At 65.2% G+C, this 24,756-nt stretch carries 17 protein-coding genes and 2 tRNA genes; 16 read left to right on the top strand and 3 right to left on the bottom strand.

Annotated elements, in window-relative coordinates:
• Positions 1-75 precede the first annotated feature (75 nt).
• The 4 genes from FXN65_RS25360 (at position 76) to FXN65_RS25345 (ending at position 4,969) form a co-directional block, all read left to right on the top strand.
• Positions 76-261 (top strand): DUF2065 domain-containing protein, encoded by a 186-nt coding sequence (locus FXN65_RS25360; protein ID WP_003453007.1) that lies wholly within the window; start codon positions 76-78, stop codon positions 259-261.
• A gap of 34 nt (positions 262-295) precedes the next feature.
• Complete coding sequence (locus FXN65_RS25355) at positions 296-1,480, top strand: ATP phosphoribosyltransferase regulatory subunit (protein ID WP_151137597.1); 1,185 nt, start codon at positions 296-298, stop codon at positions 1,478-1,480.
• 103 nt (positions 1,481-1,583) lie between these two features.
• The gene (locus tag FXN65_RS25350) at positions 1,584-2,879 is read left to right on the top strand and encodes an adenylosuccinate synthase (RefSeq protein ID WP_151137595.1); all 1,296 of its coding nucleotides are present in this window, start codon (positions 1,584-1,586) and stop codon (positions 2,877-2,879) included.
• Between the two features lie 155 nt (positions 2,880-3,034).
• On the top strand, positions 3,035-4,969 hold the full coding sequence (locus FXN65_RS25345; protein WP_151137593.1) for a methyl-accepting chemotaxis protein: 1,935 nt from the start codon (positions 3,035-3,037) through the stop codon (positions 4,967-4,969).
• A gap of 113 nt (positions 4,970-5,082) precedes the next feature.
• On the opposite strand, the gene FXN65_RS25340 is transcribed toward FXN65_RS25345, so the two are convergent.
• Together FXN65_RS25340 and FXN65_RS25335 are read right to left on the bottom strand one after the other, a co-directional pair.
• Positions 5,083-5,169, bottom strand: a tRNA-Leu gene (locus FXN65_RS25340).
• A gap of 109 nt (positions 5,170-5,278) precedes the next feature.
• Positions 5,279-5,365: transfer RNA gene (locus FXN65_RS25335), tRNA-Leu, on the bottom strand.
• A gap of 205 nt (positions 5,366-5,570) precedes the next feature.
• On the opposite strand from FXN65_RS25335, the gene rnr reads away from it, so the two are divergent.
• From rnr to alr, 8 genes are all read left to right on the top strand, one after another.
• On the top strand, positions 5,571-8,324 hold the full coding sequence (gene rnr / locus FXN65_RS25330) for a ribonuclease R (RefSeq protein WP_151137591.1): 2,754 nt from the start codon (positions 5,571-5,573) through the stop codon (positions 8,322-8,324).
• Complete coding sequence (gene rlmB, locus FXN65_RS25325; protein ID WP_151137589.1) at positions 8,321-9,070, top strand: 23S rRNA (guanosine(2251)-2'-O)-methyltransferase RlmB; 750 nt, start codon at positions 8,321-8,323, stop codon at positions 9,068-9,070. Before rnr ends, rlmB begins: the two co-directional genes overlap by 4 nt.
• Before the next feature lie 207 nt (positions 9,071-9,277).
• Positions 9,278-9,685, top strand: a complete 408-nt coding sequence (rpsF, locus tag FXN65_RS25320) for a 30S ribosomal protein S6 (RefSeq protein ID WP_151137587.1) — start codon at positions 9,278-9,280, stop codon at positions 9,683-9,685.
• 28 nt (positions 9,686-9,713) lie between these two features.
• Positions 9,714-9,944, top strand: a complete 231-nt coding sequence (rpsR, locus tag FXN65_RS25315) for a 30S ribosomal protein S18 (RefSeq protein WP_003452992.1) — start codon at positions 9,714-9,716, stop codon at positions 9,942-9,944.
• Positions 9,945-9,980: 36 nt separating this feature from the next.
• Positions 9,981-10,874, top strand: coding sequence for a YybS family protein (locus tag FXN65_RS25310; RefSeq protein WP_151137585.1), 894 nt, complete (start codon positions 9,981-9,983; stop codon positions 10,872-10,874).
• 21 nt (positions 10,875-10,895) lie between these two features.
• On the top strand, positions 10,896-11,342 hold the full coding sequence (gene rplI / locus FXN65_RS25305; protein ID WP_151137583.1) for a 50S ribosomal protein L9: 447 nt from the start codon (positions 10,896-10,898) through the stop codon (positions 11,340-11,342).
• Between the two features lie 113 nt (positions 11,343-11,455).
• Entirely contained in the window at positions 11,456-12,850 is a 1,395-nt protein-coding gene (dnaB, locus tag FXN65_RS25300; protein ID WP_151137581.1) for a replicative DNA helicase, read from the top strand.
• A 93-nt stretch (positions 12,851-12,943) separates the two neighbouring features.
• Positions 12,944-14,020, top strand: coding sequence for an alanine racemase (gene alr, locus FXN65_RS25295; protein WP_151137578.1), 1,077 nt, complete (start codon positions 12,944-12,946; stop codon positions 14,018-14,020).
• Between the two features lie 96 nt (positions 14,021-14,116).
• Here the strand turns inward: alr and FXN65_RS25290 are convergent, their stop codons facing one another.
• The gene (locus tag FXN65_RS25290; protein ID WP_151137577.1) at positions 14,117-16,024 is read right to left on the bottom strand and encodes a diguanylate cyclase; all 1,908 of its coding nucleotides are present in this window, start codon (positions 16,022-16,024) and stop codon (positions 14,117-14,119) included.
• Between the two features lie 211 nt (positions 16,025-16,235).
• On the opposite strand from FXN65_RS25290, the gene FXN65_RS25285 reads away from it, so the two are divergent.
• From FXN65_RS25285 to FXN65_RS25270, 4 genes are all read left to right on the top strand, one after another.
• Complete coding sequence (locus tag FXN65_RS25285) at positions 16,236-18,530, top strand: YgiQ family radical SAM protein (RefSeq protein WP_151137576.1); 2,295 nt, start codon at positions 16,236-16,238, stop codon at positions 18,528-18,530.
• Between the two features lie 178 nt (positions 18,531-18,708).
• The gene (locus FXN65_RS25280; RefSeq protein ID WP_151137574.1) at positions 18,709-19,944 is read left to right on the top strand and encodes a parallel beta-helix domain-containing protein; all 1,236 of its coding nucleotides are present in this window, start codon (positions 18,709-18,711) and stop codon (positions 19,942-19,944) included.
• Positions 19,941-21,047: an SO2930 family diheme c-type cytochrome gene (locus tag FXN65_RS25275; RefSeq protein WP_151137573.1), complete on the top strand. Its 1,107-nt coding sequence runs from the start codon at positions 19,941-19,943 to the stop codon at positions 21,045-21,047. Before FXN65_RS25280 ends, FXN65_RS25275 begins: the two co-directional genes overlap by 4 nt.
• Positions 21,048-21,402: 355 nt before the next feature.
• Positions 21,403-24,690 carry a transglutaminase family protein gene (locus tag FXN65_RS25270; protein WP_151137571.1) on the top strand — a complete coding sequence of 1,096 codons (3,288 nt, stop codon included), beginning with the start codon at positions 21,403-21,405 and terminating at the stop codon, positions 24,688-24,690.
• Positions 24,691-24,756 lie beyond the last annotated feature (66 nt).

Raw genomic sequence — 24,756 nt, 5'->3', positions numbered from 1 at the left:
CGGGGTGACCGTCAGGGAAAACGTGTTATCATGGGTCAGCCGGGAAATCCCGGCTTTTTTGCGTCCGCGGGAATCATGTGGCAGGAACTCGGCATTGCTTTTTGTCTGATGCTGGTGCTGGAAGGCATCCTGCCCTTCCTCTATCCGCGCCGTTGGCGCGCCGCGGTGCTTGGGTTGGCGGAGTTCAAGGACCGCCATCTCCGCCTGATGGGCCTGTCCAGCATGTTGCTGGGGACCGGCCTCCTTTATCTGCTTCACTGATGGCTTGCCGCCCGGCTGAGAGGGGATTGGCGAAATGGCAACGGTAGATCGCTGGCTGCTGCCAGACGGTATCGAAGAAGTACTGCCGCCCGAGGCGGCACGCATCGAGGCAGCCCGCCGCCAGGTGCTGGATCTGTTCCAGCGTTGGGGCTATGACTTCGTGGTCACTCCGCATATCGAATATCTCGAGTCCCTGCTGACCGGTGCCGGCCAGGACCTCGACCTGCGCACTTTCAAGGTGACCGACCCACAGTCGGGCCACCTGATGGGGTTCCGCGCCGACATCACGCCGCAAGTGGCGCGCATCGACGCCCATACCCTGCGCCGTGAAGGCCCGAACCGTCTGTGCTACGCGGGCAGCGTGCTGCACGCCAAGCCACGCGCACTGTCCACTTCGCGCAGCCCGATCCAGTTGGGCGCCGAGCTTTACGGCGACGCCAGTCCGGCGAGCGACGTCGAGGTCATCAGCCTGATGCTCGAAATGCTCGAGCTGGCGGCTGTGCCGGACGTGCACATGGATCTTGGCCACGTTGGTATCTACCGTGGCCTGGCGCGGGCTGCCGGCCTTTCCGGCGAAGTGGAGCGCAGCCTGTTCGATGCCCTGCAGCGCAAGGCGGTGGACGAAGTTGCCGAGCTGACCGCGGATCTGCCGAACGAACTGGCCTCCATGCTCCGCTCCCTGGCCGAGCTCTGTGGCAGCCGCGAAGTGCTGGATCTGGCCCAGGGCGTGCTGATGGAGGCGCCGGAGGATGTGCATCGTGCACTGGACGAGCTGATCGCCATTGCCGACGCCCTTGAGCTGCGCTATCCCGAGCTCCCGCTCTATTTCGACCTGGGCGAGCTGCGCGGCTACCACTATCACACTGGTGTGGTCTTCGCCGCCTTCGTTCCGGGTGTCGGGCAGTCCATTGCCCAGGGTGGCCGTTATGACGACATCGGCGCCGATTTCGGTCGTGCCCGCCCGGCCACCGGCTTCTCCACCGACCTGAAGACCCTGGTGACCCTGGGCAACATGGTGCTGGACCAGCCGGTTCCCGGTATCTGGGCGCCGGACAGCCACGACCCTTATCTGTGGTACGAGGTCAAGCGCCTGCGTTCCGATGGGCAGCGCGTGGTGCAGGCCCTGCCGGGGCAAGAGGTTACGTGCGCGCCGGAAGCGGGTTGCGATCGCCAGCTGCTCCTGCGTGACGGGCGCTGGCAAGTGGCGGCGCTTTCCTAGGAAGTGGCTTCATGGCCGGTGCAAGACTGCCGGCCACTAACGAGTTTCCGTGTTTTCCGCCGGCGGCTGCCGGCATCGAGCTTCTGCGAAGAGGACAAGTGTTATGGGTAAGAATGTCGTAGTCCTGGGCACCCAGTGGGGTGATGAGGGTAAGGGCAAGATCGTCGATCTGCTGACCGACCAGGCTGCCGCCGTCGTGCGTTACCAGGGCGGCCACAACGCCGGTCACACCCTGGTGATCGATGGCGAGAAGACCGTGCTGCACCTGATCCCGTCCGGCATCCTGCGCGAGAACGTCGAGTGCCTGATCGGCAACGGCGTCGTGGTGGCGCCCGATGCGCTGATGCGCGAAATCACCAAGCTGGAAGAGAAGGGTGTACCGGTGCGCGAGCGCCTGCGCATCAGCCCGGCCTGCACCCTGATCCTGCCGTACCACGTAGCCCTGGACCAGGCGCGTGAAAAGGCCCGTGGCGATGCCAAGATCGGCACCACCGGCCGCGGCATTGGGCCGGCCTACGAAGACAAGGTTGCCCGTCGCGGCCTGCGCATCGGCGACCTGTTCCACCGCGAGCGTTTTGCCGCCAAGCTGGGCGAGCTGCTGGACTACCACAACTTCGTCCTGCAGCACTATTACAAGGAGCCGGCGGTCGACTTCCAGAAGACCCTCGACGAAGCCCTGGCCTACGCCGAGCTGCTCAAGCCGATGATGACCGACGTCGCCGCGCGCCTGCACCAGCTGCGCAAGCAGGGCGCCTACATCATGTTCGAAGGCGCCCAAGGCTCGCTGCTGGACATCGACCACGGCACCTACCCGTATGTCACCAGCTCCAACACTACGGCTGGCGGTACCGCCACCGGCTCCGGTTTCGGTCCGCTGTACCTCGACTACATCCTCGGTATCACCAAGGCCTACACCACTCGCGTGGGTTCCGGTCCGTTCCCGACCGAACTGTTCGATGAGACCGGCGCCTTCCTGGCCAAGCGTGGTCACGAATTCGGTTCGACCACTGGCCGTGCCCGCCGCTGCGGCTGGTTCGACGCCGTGATCCTCCGTCGTGCCATCGAGATCAACAGCATCTCCGGCCTCTGCCTGACCAAGCTGGACGTGCTCGATGGTCTGGAAACCATCCGCATCTGCACCGGCTACAAGGGTGCCAACGGCGAGCTGCTGGAAGATGCGCCGACCGATGCCGACAGCTACATCGGCCTGCAGCCGGTCTACGAGGAAATGCCGGGCTGGAGCGAATCCACCGTTGGCGCCAAGAGCCTGGAAGAACTGCCGGCAAACGCCCGCGCCTACATCAAGCGTGTGGAAGAGCTGGTGGGTGCGCCCATCGATATCATCTCCACTGGTCCTGACCGTAACGAGACGATCATCCTGCGTCACCCGTATGCCTGAGTCTTTCGACTCCCCAGAAGGGCCGCCCAGTGCGGCCCTTCGTCGTTTTGGTGGTTTCAAATGTCGCGCTGCTGGTCGGCACGCACCTTGCTGGCACTTTATAAATCCGAGTTGTCGCCGTTATAGCGGTAACGGTCGTTAAGGAGCCACAAGTCGTGTCAGCCATCCTGTCTTTGTTGCAGAGCCGTTTGTTGCGTCCGGTGTTCATTGCCCTTGGGGTCGCGTTGCTGGTGCAGGTGCTGGTGGCCGTTGCCCTCACGCGGAGCACTGTGAATTCCCTTGTGGATGAACTGGGTGTCCGCCTGGGGGGTGACACCCAGCGCCTGGCGGGTGATCTGGAGCAGGCCGGGCAGGAGGTGTCCGGTAGTCTCAGTGCGCTCTCCGGCAAGACGCGCGAGCGCCTGGGGGCTGCGCTCAGTGCACGCCTCCAGCAGGAACAGGGGCAGTTGCGCCAGACCCTTGAGCAGAATCTCAAGGAGTCGGCCAACGACATGGCCCAGCTGCTTGCCGCTGTAGCGCCTCGCGCCATGTGGGACAACGACGTACCCACGCTTTCCGAATTCGCCCGCCGCGCCCAGCGCAATCCCAATGTGCTCTTCGTCATCTATGACGATGCCAGTGGGCAGCACCTCACCCGCTATCTCAATCGCGAGAACCCGCTGATCAAGGCGTTGCTGGCCAGGGGGCAGGGTGAGCGGGCGCTGGACAAGGTGCTGAATGCGGCTGCCGGCGATCCATCCGTCTATCTGGTGGAGGCCTCCATCAGCCCCAACGGCGTGGAGATCGGCAAGGTGCGAATGGGTGTTTCCACTGCGGCGGTGGAGGGGCAACTGGAGGCACTGGATCAGCGCTTCTCTGCACTGATCGCTAGCGGTGGCGAGCTGGTTGGCGAAAGTCTTTCCGGGGCTGCCAGCGAGAGCAGCGCCGCGCTGACCGCGCGCCTGCAATCGGCTCGCGAGACCGCCAGCAGCATGAGTGCGGGCACTCGCCAGGCTGTGGAGTCGGCGGCTGATGAGCTGCGTTGGCGCATCGGCCTGGGACTGGCGCTGGTTGGGCTTGGCGTGTTGCTGGTGCTGGCCGTGGTGTTGGGGCGTCGTGTGGTGGTTCGTCTGCGTTTGCTGATCGAGGCGCTGAATGATCTGGCGGCCGGCGAAGGTGATCTGACGCGTCGGGTGCGGATCGACAGTCGTGACGAGGTCGGGGAAATGGCCACTGCGGTGAACCGGTTCGTCGACAAGCTGCAGCCCATCGTCCGCGAGGCGGGTGATGTGGCGCAGCGCACCGGGCTGGAGATCAAGGCGCTGTCCGAGCGCAGTCAGTCAGCAGAGTCGGCGGCTCATCGCCAGCGCAGCGAAGTGGAAGGCAGTCTCAGCGCGTTGGCGGGCATGGTGGCCGATGCCCAGTCCGAGAGCCAGGCCATGCAGGACACCCTGCGGCAGGTGGGTGAGATCCGTCAGGCCGCCCAGGACAATGCGGCGATTGCGCGCAAGGTCGGTGGCCTGATCGAGAACCTGGAGGCGCGGGTGCAGAACGGTTCCGAAGTGATCGAGCGGCTGGCGCGACAGAGCGAGCAGATCGAGATGGTGTTGTCGGTGATCCACGGCATTGCCGAGCAGACCAACCTGCTGGCGCTGAACGCGGCCATCGAAGCGGCGAGGGCAGGGGAGAGCGGTCGCGGTTTTGCCGTGGTTGCTGACGAAGTGCGGGCGCTGGCCAGCAAGACCCAGCAATCCACGGGCGATATTCAAGAGCATATTGCCGCGCTCCAGACCGGGGCGCGCGAAGCGGTTTCGGCCATTTCCCAGGCTCGCGAGCGTGCGGTGGAGGGGTTGGAGGCGCTGCGCGACAGCGAGCGTTTGCAGCAAAACGTGCAGCAGGCGGTGGAGCAGGTGCACGGTGCGGTGCAGGCGGCGGCACGCGCAGCGGAGCACCAGGCGGCGGGCGCCGATGGCGTACGTGGCCGGGTGGATGTGATTCATGCCGAAGCCAGCCTGGCTGCTGAGGCGGTGGCGGCGACCGCCAGTAGTGGGCGCGTGCTCGCCGGCCTGGCCGATCAGCTCAAAGCCAGCCTGGGGCAGTTCAAGGCATAAAGGGGGTGGGAGAGGGGGTTGGGCGCACGCTCGGCCCCTGATCTGGCGGTAATCGAGGAATGTCCGGAAGCCAGAAAGCACAAAGCCGAGCAGAGCTCGGCTTTGTTCAAGAGTGGTGCCCAGGAGAAGACTCGAACTTCCACGGTGTTGCCACCGCTAGGACCTGAACCTAGTGCGTCTACCAATTCCGCCACCTGGGCACATTGCGATGATCGCTCATCGACTTATACGGTGTTCATCGTTGAACGACACGGAACCGTACGATCCGTTAAACGAGAAACCGAGCTTTGCGGCTCGGCTTCAGAATAGTGGTGCCCAGGAGAAGACTCGAACTTCCACGGTGTTGCCACCGCTAGGACCTGAACCTAGTGCGTCTACCAATTCCGCCACCTGGGCACTGGATGCGATGATTGCTCATCTGCTTCCTTCACAACGTCTCAGCGACGCTGTGGGCGCGAACTATACGAGCCGACTTTTGTGTTGTAAACCCCTGAGCGCGAAAAAAATTATTCTTCGGACTAAGCTGACCGACAATCGGAATTCGCGCTTCAATAAGACCCATGGCAAATCCCTCTATGGATAAAAAGGTGATCACCCCCTGATGGCCGATTGGCAGAACCTCGACCCCGAGGCCGCTCGCGAGGCGGAAAAATACGAAAACCCCATCCCCAGCCGCGAGTTGATCCTGCAGCGCCTCGATGAGCGCGGCGCCCCAGCCAGCCGTGAGCAGCTGGTGGAAGAGTTCGGCCTGACCACTGATGAGCAACTGGAGGCCCTGCGCCGACGGCTCCGCGCCATGGAGCGCGATGGCCAGCTCATCTATACACGCCGCGGCACCTACGCGCCCGTGGACAAGCTCGACCTCATCTGCGGGCGCGTCAGCGGCCACCGCGACGGCTTCGGCTTCCTCATTCCTGACGACGGTTCCGAAGACCTTTTCCTCAGCCCCGCGCAGATGCGCCTGGTGTTCGATGGCGACCGGGCCCTGGCCCGGGTCGCTGGCGTCGACCGCCGTGGCCGCCGCGAGGGCGCCCTGGTGGAGATCATCGAGCGGGCCCACGAAACTCTGGTCGGCCGCTTCTTCGAAGAAAGCGGCATCGCCCGGGTGGTCGCAGACAACCCGAAGATCCAGCAGGAAGTCCTGGTACCCAGCGGCAAGCAGGGTGCTGCCAGGCATGGTCAGTTCGTCCAGGTGAAGATCGAGCAGTGGCCGAGCAACTTCCGCCTGGCCCAGGGCGAAGTGGTGGAAGTGCTGGGCGACTACATGGCGCCCGGCATGGAGATCGAAGTCGCCCTGCGCAGCTATGACATCCCCCACGAGTGGCCCGCAGCCGTGATCAAGGAGGCGGCCAAGCTCAAGCCCGAAGTGGCCGAGAAGGACAAGGAGAAGCGCATCGACCTGCGCGACCTGCCCCTGGTCACCATCGACGGCGAGGATGCCCGCGACTTCGACGACGCCGTATACGCCGAGGCCCGCAAGGGTGGCGGCTGGCGCCTGATCGTCGCCATCGCCGACGTCTCCCATTATGTAAAGGTGGGTTCGGCGCTGGATGAAGAGGCGAGCAACCGCGGCAACTCGGTGTACTTCCCGGAGAAGGTCATTCCGATGCTGCCCGAGGTGCTTTCCAATGGCCTCTGCTCCCTGAACCCCCTGGTGGATCGCCTGGCGATGGTCTGCGACATGACCATCTCCCGCGCCGGCAAGCTGACGGGCTACGAGTTCTACGAGGCGGTGATCCATTCCCACGCGCGGCTCACCTACACCAAGGTCAGCCAGTTCCTGGAAACCCCGGAATCCGCCGAAGCCCAGCAGTTCGCCGAGCAACTGCCGCACCTGGTCAAGCCGCTCCAGCAACTCTACAAGCTTTATAAGGTGCTGCTGGCGCAACGCCAGGTCCGCGGGGCCATCGACTTCGAGACCCAGGAAACCCGTATCGTCTTCAGCGCCGATCGCAAGATCTCCGAGATCCTGCCGACCCAGCGCAACGATGCCCACAAGCTGATCGAGGAATGCATGCTGTGCGCCAACGTGGCCACCGCACGCTTCCTGCAGCAGCACGAGATCCCGTCGCTCTACCGTATTCACGAGGGCCCGCCGAGCGAGCGCCTGGACAAGCTGCGGCAGTTCCTCGCCGAACTGGGGCTGTCCCTCAATCGTGGCAAGAACGAGCCGACGCCGAGCGACTACCAGGCCTTGCTCGAGAAGATTCGCGGGCGCCCGGACTTCCACCTGATCCAGACGGTGATGCTGCGTTCCCTCAGCCAGGCGGTATACAGCCCGGACAACGAGGGCCACTTCGGCCTCAACTACGATGCCTATACCCACTTCACCTCGCCGATCCGGCGTTATCCGGACCTGCTGGTGCATCGTGCCATCCGCAGCCTGATCCGCTCCAAGCGCGAGAGTGCCCATGTGCAGCGTGCCGGCGCGGCGAGCATGCCCAAGGCGCGCATCTATCCCTACGACGAGGCGCGCCTGTTCCAGCTGGGCGAGCAGTGCTCGATGACCGAACGGCGCGCCGACGAGGCGACCCGCGACGTCACCAACTGGCTGAAGTGCGAGTACATGCGCGACCGTGTGGGCGAAACCTTCCCCGGTGTGATCTCGGCGGTAACCGGCTTCGGCATCTTCGTCGAGCTGATCGATATCTATGTCGAAGGCCTGGTACACGTGACGGCGCTGCCGGGTGACTACTACCATTTCGATCCGATCCACCATCGTCTCTCCGGTGAACGCTCCGGCCGCAGCTTCCGCCTGGGCGACCAGGTGGAAGTGGTTGTGGCGCGGGTCGACCTGGACGAACGCAAGATCGATTTCGAGCTCTCCGACAACGTCCTCAGCGCTCCGGTCGGCCGCAAGAGTCGCGGCACCGACAAGCCCGTTCCGGACAGAGGCAAGGCCAGGGCCGCCGAGCCCAAGGTCGGCAAGGGCCGTAGCCGGGGCGCCAAGGGGGCGGCTCGCCACGCCCAGCGGGACACTTCCACACTCCAGCAGGAGCCGAGGGCTGCCGTGGCGCCGCGCCGACAGCGCGCCGGCAAGGTCCAGGCGCTGCCGGCCGTGCCGCCGGAAATGCTCGCCCAGGCCGAGGAGATGCTCGGCAACACCGATGTGAACAAGAGTCGTGCGGTGAAGCAGGCCCTGCTCAACGAAGCGCGTCAGGGCGCCAAGTCCAGCAAGGGCACGCGTCCGGCGCAGGCAGCGCTGGATAAGCCCGGCAGGGACGACGCCAGGTCCAGCGCCAAACCGCCGAAGAAGAAAGCCAAGGCGGCGAAGGCCAAGGCCGCCAGCAAACCCACGAAACACCGGAAAGGGCCGCCGAAACCCAAGGCACCCGGTAGCAAGGTCAATAAATGAGTCAGTTGGAAAAGGTCTACGGCGTGCATGCCGTGGAGGCGCTCCTGCGCCATCACCCCAAACGCGTCAAGCAGCTCTGGCTGGCGGAAAGCCGGCACGATCCGCGGGTCCAGGTCCTTCTCGACCTGGCCGGGCAGCACCGCATCGCGGTGGGCCACAAGGATCGCCACGAGCTGGACGAATGGGCCGAAGGCGTCCACCAGGGCGTGGTGGCCGAGGTCAGCCCCAGCCAGGTCTGGGGCGAGAACATGCTCGACGAACTGCTTGAGCGCACCCCCGGTGCGCCCTTGCTGCTCGCGCTGGACGGCGTCACCGATCCGCACAATCTGGGCGCCTGCCTGCGCACCGCCGACGCCGCTGGCGTACTGGCGGTGATCGTGCCCAAGGACAAGTCCGCCACCCTCAACGCCACCGTGCGCAAGGTGGCTTGCGGCGCGGCGGAGGTCATGCCGCTGGTGGCGGTGACCAACCTCTCGCGCACCCTCGAAAAACTGCAGAAGAAGGGCCTCTGGGTGGTCGGAACCGCCGGCGAGGCGGAGCAGGAGGTCTACGAGCAGGACATGACCGGGCCGACCGTGCTGGTCATGGGGGCGGAAGGCAAGGGCATGCGCCGCCTGACCCGCGAACATTGCGATTACCTGGTCAAGCTGCCCATGGCCGGCAGCGTGAGCAGCCTGAACGTCTCCGTGGCCACCGGCGTCTGCCTGTTCGAGGCGGTTCGCCAGCGCCGCAGCCGTCCCCAGTGACGGCCTGCCCCGGATGGCTTCGCTGCCGTTCGGGGTTGTTCAAAGTTTCGCCAATTTGCCTTGCGCGGCATTCAGCCCTTCTCTAGAATGTCGCCCCTTGCCGTTGGGGGCAGGCTCGTGCACGTCCCCGGCCCGGCAAGCCAAAACGAGATATTCACTCCTTGCCTGACCACGATGTTGGCAGGCTACAACCCGTAAGGAGCATTTATGCGTCATTACGAAATCATCTTCCTGGTTCACCCGGACCAGAGCGAGCAGGTTGGCGGCATGGTTGAGCGCTACACCAAGCTCATCGAAGAAGACGGTGGCAAGGTTCACCGCCTGGAAGACTGGGGCCGTCGTCAGCTGGCCTACGCCATCAACAACGTTCACAAGGCTCACTACGTGATGCTGAACGTTGAGTGCAGCGGCAAGGCCCTGGCCGAGCTGGAAGACAACTTCCGCTACAACGATGCCGTCATCCGTAACCTGGTCATCCGTCGCGACGAAGCCATCACTGGCCAGTCCGAGATGCTCAAGGCCGAGGAAAACCGCAACGAGCGCCGCGAGCGCCGTGAGCGCGTTGAGACTGACGCTGCCGCCGAAGGCGAAGACAGCGACAACGCTGACGAGTAATCCACGGATCTATTGAGGAGCCAAGTTCATGGCACGTTTCTTCCGTCGTCGTAAGTTCTGCCGTTTCACCGCTGAAGGCGTGAAAGAGATCGACTTCAAGGATCTCAACACCCTGAAGGCTTACATCTCCGAAACCGGCAAGATCGTTCCGAGCCGTATCACCGGCACCAAAGCCAAGTATCAGCGTCAGCTGGCTACCGCTATCAAGCGCGCCCGCTACCTGGCCCTGCTGCCCTACACCGACAGCCACGGCCGTTGATCTCGGTCGGTCGACCTAGGTAAGGGATAGATCGCAATGCGCGCTCTGGCGGAGTTCATCATGCGCGGTCGTGTGCAGGCCACCCTTGTGGTGGCAGGCGCAGCGGCCCTGCCCCTGATGTTCTGGCTGAGCGCCGCCGCGGGCAGCCTGGTGCTGCTGCGGCGTGGTGTGAACGATGCTCTCGGCATCATTGCCTGGGCCCTGCTGCCAGCTCTTGGCTGGTGGTACTTCGGCGAGCCGCGCACCTTGATGGTGCTGCTTGGTGCGCTGGGGTTGGCCCTGGTGCTGCGTTCCAGCGTGTCCTGGACGCGGGTGCTGATGATCAGCGTGGCGCTTGGTCTGTTGTACGGCCTGGTGCTGGGCGCGGTGTTCCGCGAGCCCATAACCGCCATGGCGGTTGAGCTGCAGAAGCTCATGCCGCAGGTGATGGGAAGCGTCTATTCGCAATTGGCGGATGACGAGCGAGCGCGCCTGGGAGCCATGGTCGCGCCGGTCCTGACCGGCCTGATCGCGTCGCTGCTGCAGCTGGTCAGCGTGCTGAGCCTGATGCTCGGCCGCTACTGGCAGGCAGCCCTGTACAACCCCGGTGGTTTCGGCAACGAGTTTCGTGCGCTGAGGCTGCCGCCGGCACTGGCTTTCGGCTTGCTGGCCGCCATGCTGCTGGGTCCGAACCTGGGCCTGGAGCTGGCGATGCTGACGCCGATCTGCAGCGTGCCGCTGGCTTTCGCCGGCCTGGCCCTGGTGCACGGTCTGGCGAAGCAGGGTGGGCTGGCCGGTTTCTGGCTGGTGGGCTTGTACGTGTCGCTGCTGCTGTTCATGCAACTGGTCTATCCGTTGCTGGTGGTTCTGGCCATCGTCGACAGTCTGATTGATTTTCGCGGACGCAAGGCGCGCAAGAATGGCGCCGGCCCTGCGAACGGTGAAGGTTAAAAGTTAAGAGGTAAGACTCAAATGGAAGTCATCCTGCTCGAAAAAATCGCCAACCTGGGCAACCTGGGCGACAAGGTGAATGTAAAGTCCGGCTACGGTCGTAACTTCCTGCTGCCGCAAGGCAAGGCCACCGCTGCTACCGCCGAGAACGTTGCTGCGTTCGAAGCTCGCCGCGCTGAGCTGGAAAAGCAGGCTGCCGACAAGAAAGCCGCTGCCGAAGCCCGCGCTGCCCAGCTGTCCGAACTGGAAGTGACCATCACTGCCAGCGCCGGCGACGAAGGCAAGCTGTTCGGTTCCATCGGTACCCACGACATCGCTGACGCCCTGACCGCCGCTGGCGTTCCGGTTGCCAAGGCTGAAGTCCGCCTGCCGAACGGCACCATCCGTCAAGTTGGCGAGTACGACGTTGCACTGCACCTGCACACCGACGTCGAAGCTGCGGTCAAACTGATCGTGGTAGCCGGCTAAGCGAGCCGTCGAAGTGAGCTTGCACTCAGGTGCCGGCTCGCTAACATCGGGCACGTCATTGCAGATGCGATGACGTGCCCGATGTCTTTCCAGCCCAAGAATCTTTCGAACCCATGAACGAGATCACCGTCCCGGAACAGTTCGACCTGCAGACCGCCGCCCTCAAGGTGCCGCCGCACTCCATCGAGGCCGAACAGGCCGTCCTCGGGGGCCTGATGCTGGACAACAATGCCTGGGAGCGCGTGCTCGACCAGGTGTCCGACGGCGACTTCTATCGTCATGACCATCGGCTGATCTTCCGCGCCATCTTCAAGCTGGCAGAGCGCAACTCGCCGTTCGACGTGGTGACCCTGTCCGAGCAACTGGACAAGGAAGGGCAACTGCCCCAGGTGGGCGGCCTGGCCTATCTCGGGGAGTTGGCGAAGAACACGCCGTCGGTGGCCAACATCAAGGCCTACGCGCAGATCATTCGCGAGCGCGCCACCCTGCGCCAGTTGATCGGCATCAGCAACGAGATCGCCGACAGCGCCTACGCGCCCCAGGGCCGGACCGGCGAAGAGATCCTCGACGAAGCCGAGCGCCTGATCTTCCAGATCGCCGAAGCGCGGCCCAAGACCGGTGGCCCGGTTGGCATCAACGACATCCTGGTCAAGGCCATCGACCGCATCGACGAGCTGTTCAACAACGGCGATGCCATCACCGGCCTGTCCACCGGCTTCAACGACCTGGACACCCAGACCAGCGGCCTGCAGCCTGCCGACCTGATCATCGTCGCCGGCCGTCCCTCCATGGGTAAGACCACCTTCGCGATGAACCTGGTCGAGAACGCCCTGATGCGCAGCGACAAGGCGATTCTCGTGTACTCCCTGGAGATGCCCTCCGAATCCATCGTGATTCGTATGCTCGCGTCCCTCGGTCGCATCGACCAGACCAAGGTCCGTGCCGGTCGCCTGGACGACGACGATTGGCCGCGGCTGACTTCCGCAGTCAACCTGCTCAACGACCGCAAGCTGTTCATCGACGATACCGCCGGCATCTCCCCGTCCGAGATGCGCGCCCGTACCCGCCGCCTGGCGCGCGAGCACGGCGAGATCGGCCTGATCATGGTCGACTACCTGCAGCTCATGCAGATCCCGGGCTCCAGCGGCGACAGCCGGGTGAACGAGATTTCCGAGATCTCCCGCTCGCTCAAGGCCCTGGCCAAGGAATTCAACTGCCCGGTGATCGCTTTGTCCCAGCTCAACCGCTCGCTGGAGCAGCGTCCCAACAAGCGTCCGGTGAACTCCGACCTTCGCGAATCCGGAGCGATCGAGCAGGACGCCGACATCATCATGTTCGTGTACCGCGACGAGGTGTATCACCCCGAGACCGAGTACAAGGGCGTCGCCGAAATCATCATCGGCAAGCAGCGTAACGGTCCCATCGGCACCGTGCGCCTCGCGTTCCTGGGTAAGTACTCGCGCTTCGAAAACCTGGCACCGGGCACCTACCACTTCGAAGACGAGTAACGGGCAGTCCGCGTACCCGGACGCGCTGGATCAATGAATACGGGCGACCAGGCGGTATTATGGGCGCCCGTTTTCGTTCATGAGCCCGCCTCAATGCGCCCACTGATCGCAGCTGTCGACCTCTCCGCCATCCGCCACAACTACGCCGTCGCCAAGCGGTGCGCGCCGGGCCGCCAGGCCTTTGCGGTGGTCAAGGCGAACGCCTATGGCCATGGCGTGCGCGAGGTGGTCGCCAGCCTGCGCGGCGAGGCCGACGGCTTTGCCGTGGCCTGCCTGGAAGAGGCCGCCGAAGTGCGCGCCCTCGATGATGAGGCGCGCGTGCTGCTGCTGGAGGGCTGCTTCGAGCCGGCCGAATACCAACTGGCTGCCCAGCTTGGCCTGGACCTGGTGGTTCAGGGCGTGGAACAGGCCGAAGCGCTGCTCGCCGCACCGCTGGCACGCCCGCTGAGCGTCTGGCTCAAGCTGGATTCCGGCATGCACCGCCTGGGTTTCTCCCCCGATGCACTGCGCCATTGGCATGCCCGCCTGCGGGGCGCGGCTCAGGTTGCCGAGCTCAACCTGATCAGCCATTTCGCCTGCGCCGACCTGCGCGGCCACACGCTGAACGAGTTGCAGCTCGAAGCCTTCCTCGACCTGCTGGACCTCGACTTCGACCAGCGCAGCCTGGCCAACTCGGCCGCGATCCTGACGATGCCCGCATCCCATATGGACTGGCTGCGTCCCGGCATCATGCTCTACGGCGCCACGCCGCTTGCCGATCTCAGTGCCGCCGAACTGGGCCTGAAACCGGCCATGACCCTCAGTGCCCAACTGATCGCCGTACGCGAGATCGCGGCAGGGGAAAGCGTCGGCTACGGCGCTACCTGGGAAGCCACCCGGCCGTCACGTATCGGGACCGTGAGCTGCGGCTACGCCGACGGTTATCCGCTCCACGCACCCAGTGGCACTCCGGTCGTGGTCAACGGCCAGCGCGTGCCACTGGCGGGGCGGGTATCCATGGACATGCTCGCCGTGGACCTCAGTGACCTGCCGGATGCCCGGGTCGGCGATCCGGTCGAACTCTGGGGCGCCCAGCTTCCGGTGGATGAACTGGCCCAGGCCTGCGGCACCATCGGCTACGAATTGCTGACCAAGGTCACCGCGCGAGTGCCGAGGCGCTATCTGGCCTGAGTGGCGTGTAGAAGGTAGGGGGCGCCGTGCGCACCGGTCTTCCTGCCTGTAATCAGCCCGCTGCTCGCGAAGGAAGAGAGGCCAGCAGATGAGCTCTCAAAGCAATCCGCTGCGGATCTTCAGCACATCCAGCTGCAGGCTGGCCTCTTCCGACAGCTCGCCGTCCTCGCCGAACAAGACCATGCCCGAGCGGCCACGGGCCTTGACCTTGTACAGGGCCTGGTCGGCAGTCTGGTAGAGCCCGGAGAAGTGCCGGGCGTGCTGCGGGAACAGGGCGATGCCGATGCTGATGCTTACCGTCAGCTGCTCGGCGCCGTAGCTCATCGGCGCAGACAGCTCCTCCAGCAGGCGCCGGGCCAGGTCGCATGCCTCGGCCTCCGCGTCCGCTCCACCGATCAGCACGGCGAATTCGTCGCCGCCCAGGCGCGCCACCGCATCGCCGCCACGCACATGCTGGCGCAGGCGCCGGCCAATGGTGCGCAGCATCTCGTCGCCGGCGTCATGGCCGAAGCGATCATTGATCGGCTTGAAGTGATCGAGGTCGATCAGCAACAGCGCCAGCGGTTCCTCGTGTCGCTTGGCATTGGCCAGCGCCGACTCGGTGCGTTCGATCAGGTAGCGGCGGTTCGGCAGCTCCGTCAGCGCGTCGTGGAAGGCGGCGTGCTCCAGTTCCCGTTCGCGCTCGCAGAGGCGCTGGTTGGCGGCGGCCAGTTCAGCGGTCCGGGCGACGACGGCGGCCTGGAGTTCGTCGGCGCTGGCCTGCATCTGCGCCAGGCGGGCGGCCTTCTCGCGGTCGGCCTGCACCAGGGCGGCGGCACGCTCCTGCTTGAGCATCTGGATGCGGTAGGCGAGGGCGAAGGAGAACAGGATCGACTCCGCCGCGATGGCGACGGGGAACATGTAGGCGGTGAAGTTGATCGGCTGGATCAGGCCGGCGGCACGCATCACCAGTATCGCGGTGCTGATCAGCACGGTGCCGTAGCCGATCAGGTAGAAGCGCGCCGGAATGAAGCCCTGGCGCCAGCGGATCACAGCGCTGATCAGTGCTGTGGGCACGGTCACGATCGGCGTGACGGCGATCAGGATGGCGCCCTCGGCGCGATAACCGAAGAAATTGATCAGGATGGCGACGGCGTAGAGCACGCAGGCCACGTTGAACAGGCGGTCGGACCAGCGCAGGCCTCGCTTGGTATAGAGCAGCTCCTGGGTGAAGCGCATGACGAAGATGCCCCAGAGCGAGGGCAGGGTGATACGGTCGAGCCACACCGGTACCGGCGCATCGGGCCAGAAGTACTGGAAGCCGTGCCCGGTCATGCTGAGGATGAACACCAGCGCCGAGGACGTGGCCAGCACGTACCAGAGGTAGGCCTTGTCGCGCAGCGCCACGAGGATGAACAGGTTGTAGAGGAACAGCGCGAGAATCACCCCGTAGACCAGGCCGAAGCCGAGGTTCTCGGTGGACTTCAGCTCCTTCAGGTCGTCCAGTTGCCACACCTTCAGAGGAAAGGAGTTGCCCGCCGGATCGTAGCTGCGGAAGTACAGGGTGAGGGGCTCAGCGCCGATTTCCGGCAGCTTGAACAGCATGCGCCGGTAGGAATAGTCGCGGGTTTCGGCGAAGGGCAGCGCTTCGCTGCTTTCCTGGCGGCTCCAGCCTCCCTGGCCATCCGGAAGGAACAGGCTGACGCGATAGACAGTGATGCCGGAGTTCTCCAGCCACCATTGCTGCGGGGCGTCGCCGCTGCGGCTGAGCTGCACCCGTACCCACCACACGCTGCGGCTCTGGCCGACGGTGGCGCGGCCGTTGGCAGGGGTGAAGCGCTGTTGCACCTCCGGCCTGGCCATATCCTGGATGTCCAGCGTGCCGTCCGGGTCTTCCAGCAGGTCGATCGCTCCATTGAGCGTCGCACCGCTGCTCTGCGTTGTCAGTTCGAAGGCTGCCTGGGCCGGCACGGCAAGGCCCAGCCAGCACAAGAGCAGGAAGAGGGTAAGGATCGGACGTCGCACCGCACACGCTCCTTGTAAGTTATTTACTACTGCGGCCTGGCGGTTTGTAGGTCGGCAAAAGTATAGCGAGCCGGAGTATTTGTGATCACTTTGTACGCTATTTCCTACAGCCTTGCATTCGGCCCCTGAAGAAACCGAGTGTCAGCGTCGGATTTGCTCAAATTTTGTGCTATATTCCGCGCCCCGTAAAAAAGCCCGCTGGTCAAAAAATATGCAAGCTGCGAAGCCGCTGTTCGACTATCCGAAGTACTGGGCCGAGTGTTTCGGTCCCGCACCCTTCCTGCCGATGAGCCGGGAAGAGATGGATCAGCTCGGCTGGGATTCGTGCGACATCATCATCGTGACCGGCGATGCCTACGTCGACCATCCGTCCTTCGGCATGGCCATCATCGGCCGCCTGCTGGAAGCCCAGGGCTTCCGCGTGGGCATCATCGCCCAGCCGGACTGGCGCTCGAAAGACGACTTCATGAAGCTCGGTGCGCCGAACCTGTTCTTCGGCGTGGCCGCGGGCAACATGGACTCGATGATCAACCGCTACACCGCGGACAAGAAGATCCGCTCCGACGACGCCTATACCCCCGGTGGCGTCGCCGGCAAGCGCCCGGACCGCGCCAGCCTGGTCTACAGCCAGCGCTGCAAGGAAGCCTACACCCATGTCCCGGTGGTGCTGGGCGGCATCGAGGCCTCGCTGCGCCGCATCGCTCACTACGACTACTGGCAGGACAAGGTGCGCCGCTCCATCCTCATGGATGCCACCGCCGACATCCTCCTCTACGGCAACGCCGAGCGCGCCGTGGTCGAGATCGCCCAGCGCCTGTCCTGGGGCGAAACCATCGACACCATCACCGACGTGCGCGGCACCGCCTTCATTCGCCGCGACACCCCGTCCGACTGGTTCGAGATCGACTCCACCCGCATCGACCGTCCGGGCAAGATCGACAAGATCATCAACCCCTACGTCAACACCCAGGACCTCCAGGCCTGCGCCATCGAGCAGGAGAAGGGCCCGCTTGAGGACCCGAACGAGGCCAAGGTGGTGCAGCTCCTGCCCAACCCGCGCCTGACCCGCGACAAGACCGTGATTCGCCTGCCGTCCTTCGAGAAGGTGCGCAACGACCCGGTGCTCTACGCCCACGCCAACCGCGTGCTGCACCTGGAGACCAACCCCGGCAACGCCCGTGCGCTGGTGCAGCGCCATGGCGATGTGGACGTGTGGTTCAACGCGCCGCCCATCCCGATGACGACCGAGGAGATGGACTACGTCTTCGGCATGCCCTACGCGCGTGTCCCGCATCCGGCGTACGGCAAGGAGAAGATCCCGGCCTACGAGATGATCCGCTTCTCGGTGAACATCATGCGCGGCTGCTTCGGCGGCTGTACCTTCTGCTCCATCACCGAGCACGAAGGCCGCATCATCCAGAACCGTTCGGAAGAGTCGATCATCCGCGAGATCGAGGAAATCCGTGACAAGGTGCCTGGCTTCACCGGCGTGATTTCCGACCTGGGCGGCCCAACCGCCAACATGTACCGGATCGCCTGCAAGAGCTCGGAGATCGAGAAGCACTGCCGCAAGCCCTCCTGCGTGTGGCCGGGCATCTGCGAGAACCTCAACACCGATCACTCGGCATTGATCCAGCTCTACCGCCGTGCCCGCGACCTGCCGGGCGTGAAGAAGATCCTCATCGCCTCCGGCCTGCGCTACGACCTGGCCGTGGAGTCGCCCGAGTACGTCAAGGAACTGGTGACCCACCACGTCGGCGGCTACCTGAAGATCGCCCCGGAGCACACCGAGGACGGGCCGCTGAACAAGATGATGAAGCCCGGCATCGGCACCTATGACCGCTTCAAGCAGATGTTCGAGAAGTACTCGAAGGAAGCGGGCAAGGAGCAGTACCTCATCCCGTACTTCATCGCCGCACACCCCGGCACCACGGACGAGGACATGATGAACCTCGCCCTGTGGCTCAAGCGCAACGGCTTCCGCGCCGACCAGGTGCAGGCCTTCTACCCGTCGCCCATGGCCAGTGCCACCGCCATGTACCACTCGGGCAAGAACCCGCTGCGCAAGGTCACCTACAAGAGCGAAGGGGTGAAGATCGTCAAGAGCGAGGAGCAGCGCCGCCTGCACAAGGCCTTCCTGCGCTACCACGATCCGAAGAACTGGCCGATGCTGCGCGAGGCCCTGGAGCGCATGGGCCGTGGCGACCTGATCGGCAACGGCAAGAACCAACTGATCCCGACCCACCAGCCTGCCAGCGACGAGTACCACAGCGCCCGTCGCAAGAACTCCACCCCGGCCGGCAGCAAGAAGGTCGGCGCCGCCGGCAAGATGCTCACCCAGCACACCGGCCTGCCGCCCCGCGCCAGCGACGGCAGCAAGCCCTGGGACAAGCGCGAACAGGCCAAGGCTGCGGCCTTCGCCCGCAAGCAGGCGGAAAACCAGGCCGCCGGCGGCAAGGGCGGCGGCAAGAAGAAACCGGCCAAGCGGCCAGTGGCGCCGCGCTGATGAAAACGCCAGCCTTCGGGCTGGCGTTTTCGTATCCGTGGTTCTTGCAGGAGAGAGCTCCGCTCGCGAACGACCGAGCCGCTGGCTCGCTCCTGCACGGTCGTCTGTCGGCTTCTTCCTACAAGATGAGGGGTGGAACTATAGTGCCAAAATCGTAAGAGGAACCCGGTACTGTCCCATGCGCCCCGTCTCGCTCCTGGCCCTCGCCCTCCTGCTTGCCGGCTGCGGCGAACAGGCCGAATCCCCCGTTACCCATGCCGATTTCCAGAAGGACCTGCAAACCCGCCTGATCAAGGCCAAACCCGGCACCGTCATCGAACTACCTGCCGGCACCTGGCAACTGGACCGGGGCCTCAGCCTCAAGGTCAGCGGCGTGACCCTCAAAGGTGCCGGCATGGACAAGACCATCCTCAACTTCAAGGGTCAGAAGGCCGGCGCCGAAGGGCTGCTGGTGGACGCCTCGGACTTCACCATCGAAGACCTCGCCCTGGAAGACAGCAAGGGCGACGCCCTCAAGGTGGTCGGCGGGCGGAACATCGTCATCCGCAATGTGCGCACCGAATGGACCAACGGCCCGGCCACCGCGAACGGCGCCTATGGCATCTACCCGGTGCAGACGGAGAACACCCTGATCGAAGGCGCGGTGGCCATTGGTGCGTCCGACGCCGGCATCTACGTCGGCCAGTCGCGCAACGTGGTGGTGCGCAACAGCCGCGCCGAACGCAACGTCGCCGGCATCGAGATCGAGAACACCATCGGCGCCGACGTCCACGACAACGTCGCCACCGGCAATACCGGCGGCATCCTGGTGTTCAACATGCCCAACCTGCAGCAGCCGGGGCACGGCACGCGCATCTACCGTAACAAGGTGGAGGGCAACAACCACGACAACTTCGGCCACAAGGGCACCCCGGTAGCCAGCGTGCCGGCCGGCTCCGGCGTGGTGATCAACTCCAACGACGATGTGGAAATCTTCGACAACGACATCGGCAACCACCGCACGGCCAACGTCATCGTCAGCAGCTACTTCAGCACTGGCTACAGCGACCTCTCCACCACGAAGGACTTCGATCCCTACCCGGAACGCGTCGCCATCCACGGCAACCGCTTCGGCCCCGCTGGCGACAATCCTGACCACCTCGAGCTGAAGGCCCTGAAGATCGCCCGGTTCGGCCTCGATGGCCGCCTGCCGGACATCCTCTGGGACGGCTACGTGAATCCGGCCCGGCTGGTGGACGGCAAGCTGCCGGCGGAGCTGGGCATCTGCGTCGACAACGGCGCGGCCACCCTGGTCAATGTCGATGGGCCGAACAACTTCAAGAACATCAGCACCGACATGGGCCCCCATCGCTGCAAGCTGCCACCGCTGCCGGAAGTGGTGCTGGCCAGCGTCGCGGAGAACGAGGGTTCATGAGGCTCGCCATCTGCCTGGCGTTCCTGCTGGCTGGTTGTGGCCAGCAGGCCGAACCACTCTATCTGCCGGAGGGCGAGGCCTATCCGGAAAAACTCAGCGGCTGGGGCATGCTGAAGCGCGCCGATGGCCACCTGGGGCCGGCCGCCGAAGCCCTGGCCTACGACCTCAATACGCCGTTGTTCAGCGACTACGCCCACAAGCTGCGCACCCTCTGGATGCCGGCGGGGCAGGCAGCACGCTATGGCGAGGAACGCATCGACTTTCCCGTCGGCACCGTGCTGACCAAGACCTTCTACTACCCGAAGGACGAACGGGGCCGCTTGCTGAAGAACGCCACGGATGACCGCGACCCGGCCAAGGGGCTGGACCTCGCGAAGGTGAAACTGGTCGAGACTCGCGTGCTGCTGCGCCAGCGGCAGGGCTGGGTGGCGTTGCCCTATGTGTGGGACGAGGCGCAGCAGGAGGCGACCCTGGAATGGACCGGCGCCAGCGTGGCGCTGGAACTGCAGGAGGGGCAGGGCGGCAGCCTGGCGGTGGACTACCAGGTGCCCGATGCCAACCAGTGCGCGGGCTGCCACGAGGAGCGCCATGGCGCAGGTGTGCAGCCGCTGGGGCCCAAGGCCCGTCATCTGAACCGGGACCTGGCCTATCCGGACGCTGTGGATAACCAGCTGCAACGCTGGCAGCGCCAGGGACTGCTGCAGGGACTGCCGGCGCCTGAAGGCATCCCGCGCAACGCCCTGGCGAGCGCGCCGCGCAAGGGCGAAAACCTGGAGCGGCAGGCGCGCAGCTACCTCGACATCAACTGCTCCCACTGCCACAACCCCATGGGGCCGGCGCGCACTTCCGGCCTCTACCTCGATCCGGCCACACCGCTCGGCATCCCGTTCGGCCTGTGCAAGCAGCCGGTGGCGGCGGGCAAGGGCTCCGGCGACCGCCGGGTGGATATTCACCCCGGCCAGCCAGACGCCTCCGTGCTGATCTACCGCGTGGAAAGCACCGACCCCAGCGTGATGATGCCCGAGCTGGGACGTTCCACCGCCCACCGCGAAGGGCTGGAGTTGCTGACGCGCTGGATTGCCGGCTTGCCGGGTGGCTGCTGAGCAGCCCAGGCTTTTTGTGGGAGCGAGTTCATTCGCGAATGGCCGCGGAGCGGCCTCTGACCTCAATGGCAGGCCGTTGGCCTGCATCGCGAATGAATTCGCTCCTGCAGGTCCCGTCGGGACTTATATCCAATCGGCCTAACCAGCCCGATGCGAGTTCCCTTCTCCTTCATCTTCGACCGCTAGGCTTGAGTCTCACCTGCTGGCCCGCCGCGAACCATTTTTGTGCGGCCGGGTCATCCGGGTGCGAAGGAGGCCCTTTTCCGGTGCTCGGAAGGGCCGAAATCCGTGGTTCGGGGGCTGGCACAAGTCTTGCGCGACTCCCGTCATCGCCCAGGCTCGCAGGAGGCACGCCGTGTCGATCCATGTCGCACTGCATCACGTCACCCACTATCGCTACGATCGTGAGGTCAACCTCGGTCCGCAGATCATCCGCCTGCGCCCGGCACCCCACAGCCGCACGCGCGTCCTCGGCTATTCGCTGAAGGTGTCGCCAGGCAAACACTTCATCAACTGGCAGCAGGACCCCCAGGGCAACTACCTGGCGCGCCTGGTGTTCCCGGACAAGACCCGCGAGATGAAGGTCGAAGTGGACCTGGTTGCCGAGATGGCGGTGTTCAACCCCTTCGACTTCTTCCTCGAACCAATCGCCGACCAGTTCCCCTTCCGCTACACGGCTGACGACCAGCGCGAGCTGGCGCCCTATCTCAGCCGCCTGCCGGCCACGCCGCTGTTCGCCGACTACCTCGGCCGCATCGACCTCACGCCCAAGGGCACGGTGGATTTCCTGGTGGCGCTCAACCAGCAGCTGTCGCGGGATATCCGTTACCTGATCCGCATGGAACCCGGCGTGCAGACGCCGGAGAAAAGCCTGGAGCTGGCCTCCGGCTCCTGCCGCGATTCGGCCTGGCTGCTGGTGCAGCTGCTACGCCACCTGGGCCTGGCGGCGCGCTTCGTCTCGGGGTACCTGATCCAGCTCACCGCAGACCAGAAGTCCCTCGATGGCCCCAGCGGCACCGAAGTGGATTTCACCGACCTGCACGCCTGGTGCGAGGTCTACCTGCCAGGCGCAGGCTGGGTCGGCCTCGACCCGACATCCGGCCTGTTCGCGGGTGAAGGCCACATCCCGCTGGCCTGCAGCCCGGAGCCCTCCTCGGCGGCGCCCATCAGCGGTGCGGTGGATGAAAGCGAGTGCGAGTTTTCCCACGACATGCGTGTCGAGCGGGTCTGGGAAGCCCCACGGGTGACACGGCCCTACAGCGAGGAGCAATGGCAGGCCATCCGCGAACTGGGCGCGCGCATCGACGCCGACCTCGTCGCGGGCGATGTGCGCCTGACCATGGGCGGCGAGCCCACCTTCATCGCCATCGACTATCCCGACGACCCGGAGTGGAACACCGCCGCCCTTGGGCCGAACAAGCGCCGTCTGGCCGCTGACCTGTTCCATCGCCTGCGCAGGCACTACGCGCCTCACGGCCTGGTGCACTTCGGCCAGGGCAAGTGGTATCCCGGTGAACAGCTGCCGCGCTGGTCGTTGAACTGCTACTGGCGCAAGGATGGCGAACCCATCTGGCAGGACCAAGCCCTCTACGCCGATGAAGGCCGCAGCTACGGCGCCGATACCCGCCTTGCGGCGCGCTTCCTCAGCCGCGTGGCCAGCCGGCTGGGCGTGCCGGGGGACAATCAGTTCCCGGCCTTCGAGGACTGGTTCTACTACCTCTGGCGCGAGCGCAAGCTGCCCGCCAACGTCACGCCGGAAGACGCCCGCCTCGCCGACCCGCTGGAGCGTGAGCGCCTGCGCCGGGTGTTCGAGCGCGGCCTGGGAGAAGTGGTGGGGCAGATCCTGCCGCTGGCGCGCAGCGCGGCGGGCGATGGCTGGGAAAGCGGTCGCTGGTTCCTCCGCGATGAACACTGCCGGCTGATCCCCGGCGACTCGCCGATGGGTTATCGCCTGCCGCTGGACTCCCAGCCCTGGGTCAGCGAGGCGGACTACCCCTACGTGAACCCGGCCGACCCGAGCCAGCAATTTCCGCCATTGCGCCACGCCGCGCTGATCCGCCAGCAGTTGCGCGACGGCGCCCCCGCGCGTGCTGGCGAGCCCCGTGCGCCCGGCATGCAGGAGTCCGCCGCCGGCATCACTCGCACCGCGCTCTGTGCCGAACCCCGCGAAGGTCGGCTCTACCTGTTCATGCCGCCGTTGTCCGAGCTGGAGGCCTACCTGGAACTGGTGGCCGCCATCGAAGCCACGGCGGGCGAGCTGGAGTGCCCGGTGCTGCTTGAAGGCTACGAGCCGCCCGGCGACCCGCGCCTGACCAACTTCCGCGTCACTCCCGATCCGGGTGTGATCGAAGTGAACATCCACCCCTCGGCCAACTGGGACGAACTGGTGGAGCGCACCGAATTCCTCTACGACGCCGCGCGGCAGAGCCGCCTTTCCAGCGAGAAATTCATGGTCGACGGCCGCCACGTCGGCACCGGCGGCGGCAACCACTTCGTCCTCGGCGGTGCCACGCCGGCGGACTCGCCCTTCCTGCGCCGGCCGGACCTGCTGCGCAGCCTGATCAGCTACTGGCACAACCATCCGTCGCTGTCCTACCTCTTCTCCGGCCTGTTCATCGGCCCCACCTCCCAGGCGCCACGGGTGGACGAGGCGCGCAACGATGCCCTCTACGAGCTGGAAATCGCCTTCCGGCAGATGCCCGAGCCTGGCACGGATTGCCCGCCCTGGCTGGTGGATCGCCTGCTGCGCAACCTGCTGGTGGATGTCAGCGGCAACACCCACCGTGCGGAATTCTGCATCGACAAGCTCTACTCGCCCGACAGCAGCACAGGCCGCCTCGGCCTGCTGGAGCTGCGCGCCTTCGAGATGCCACCCCATGCGCGCATGAGCCTGGCCCAGCAACTGCTGCTGCGCGGGATGGTGGCGCGCTTCTGGAACGAGCCCTACCAACCGGCGAAGCTGGTGCGCTGGGGCACCGAGCTGCACGACCGCTTCCTGCTGCCGCACTTCGTCCAGCAGGACTTCGACGACGTGGTCCATGAGTTCAATGCTGCCGGCTATCCATTGCGCAGCGAGTGGTTCGCCCCGCACTTCGAGTTCCGCTTCCCGAAATATGGCGACTACCAGGTGAAGGGCATCGACCTGGAATTGCGCCAGGCCCTGGAGCCCTGGCATGTGCTGGGGGAGGAGGGCGCTGCCGGCGGAACCGTGCGCTTTGTGGATTCGTCCCTGGAGCGGGTGCAGGTCAAGGTCAGCGGCATGGCGCAGGACCGCTATGTACTCACCTGTAATGGCGAACCGGTGCCGCTGCGGCCCACCGGGCGGGTGGGCGAGTTCATCGCCGGGGTGCGCTACCGCGCCTGGCAGCCGGCGTCCTGCCTGCAGCCCACCATTGGCGTGCAGGCGCCCCTGGTGTTCGACCTGGTGGACACCTGGATGCAGCGCTCCCTGGGCGGCTGCCAGTACCATGTGGCCCATCCCGGCGGGCGCAGTTACGACAGCTTTCCGGTGAACGCCTACGAGGCCGAGAGCCGCCGCCTGGCACGCTTCTTCCGCCACGGGCACACGCCGGGCAAGCTGCAGGTCGCCGCCCCTGTGGTCGACGACGAACTGCCCATGACCCTGGACCTGCGCCGCCGCTAGGTGGACGCACGGAGCGCCCCGGTCGCCGATGCAGCGGCCGGGCGCCGCGCCGTCCGCTAAAGTTTC

Origin of the sequence: Pseudomonas lalkuanensis, assembly GCF_008807375.1 — a bacterium.
Lineage (GTDB): Bacteria > Pseudomonadota > Gammaproteobacteria > Pseudomonadales > Pseudomonadaceae > Metapseudomonas > Metapseudomonas lalkuanensis.
Note: the sequence above shows the minus strand (reverse complement) of the source record. Positions and strands in the feature narration are given on the sequence as shown.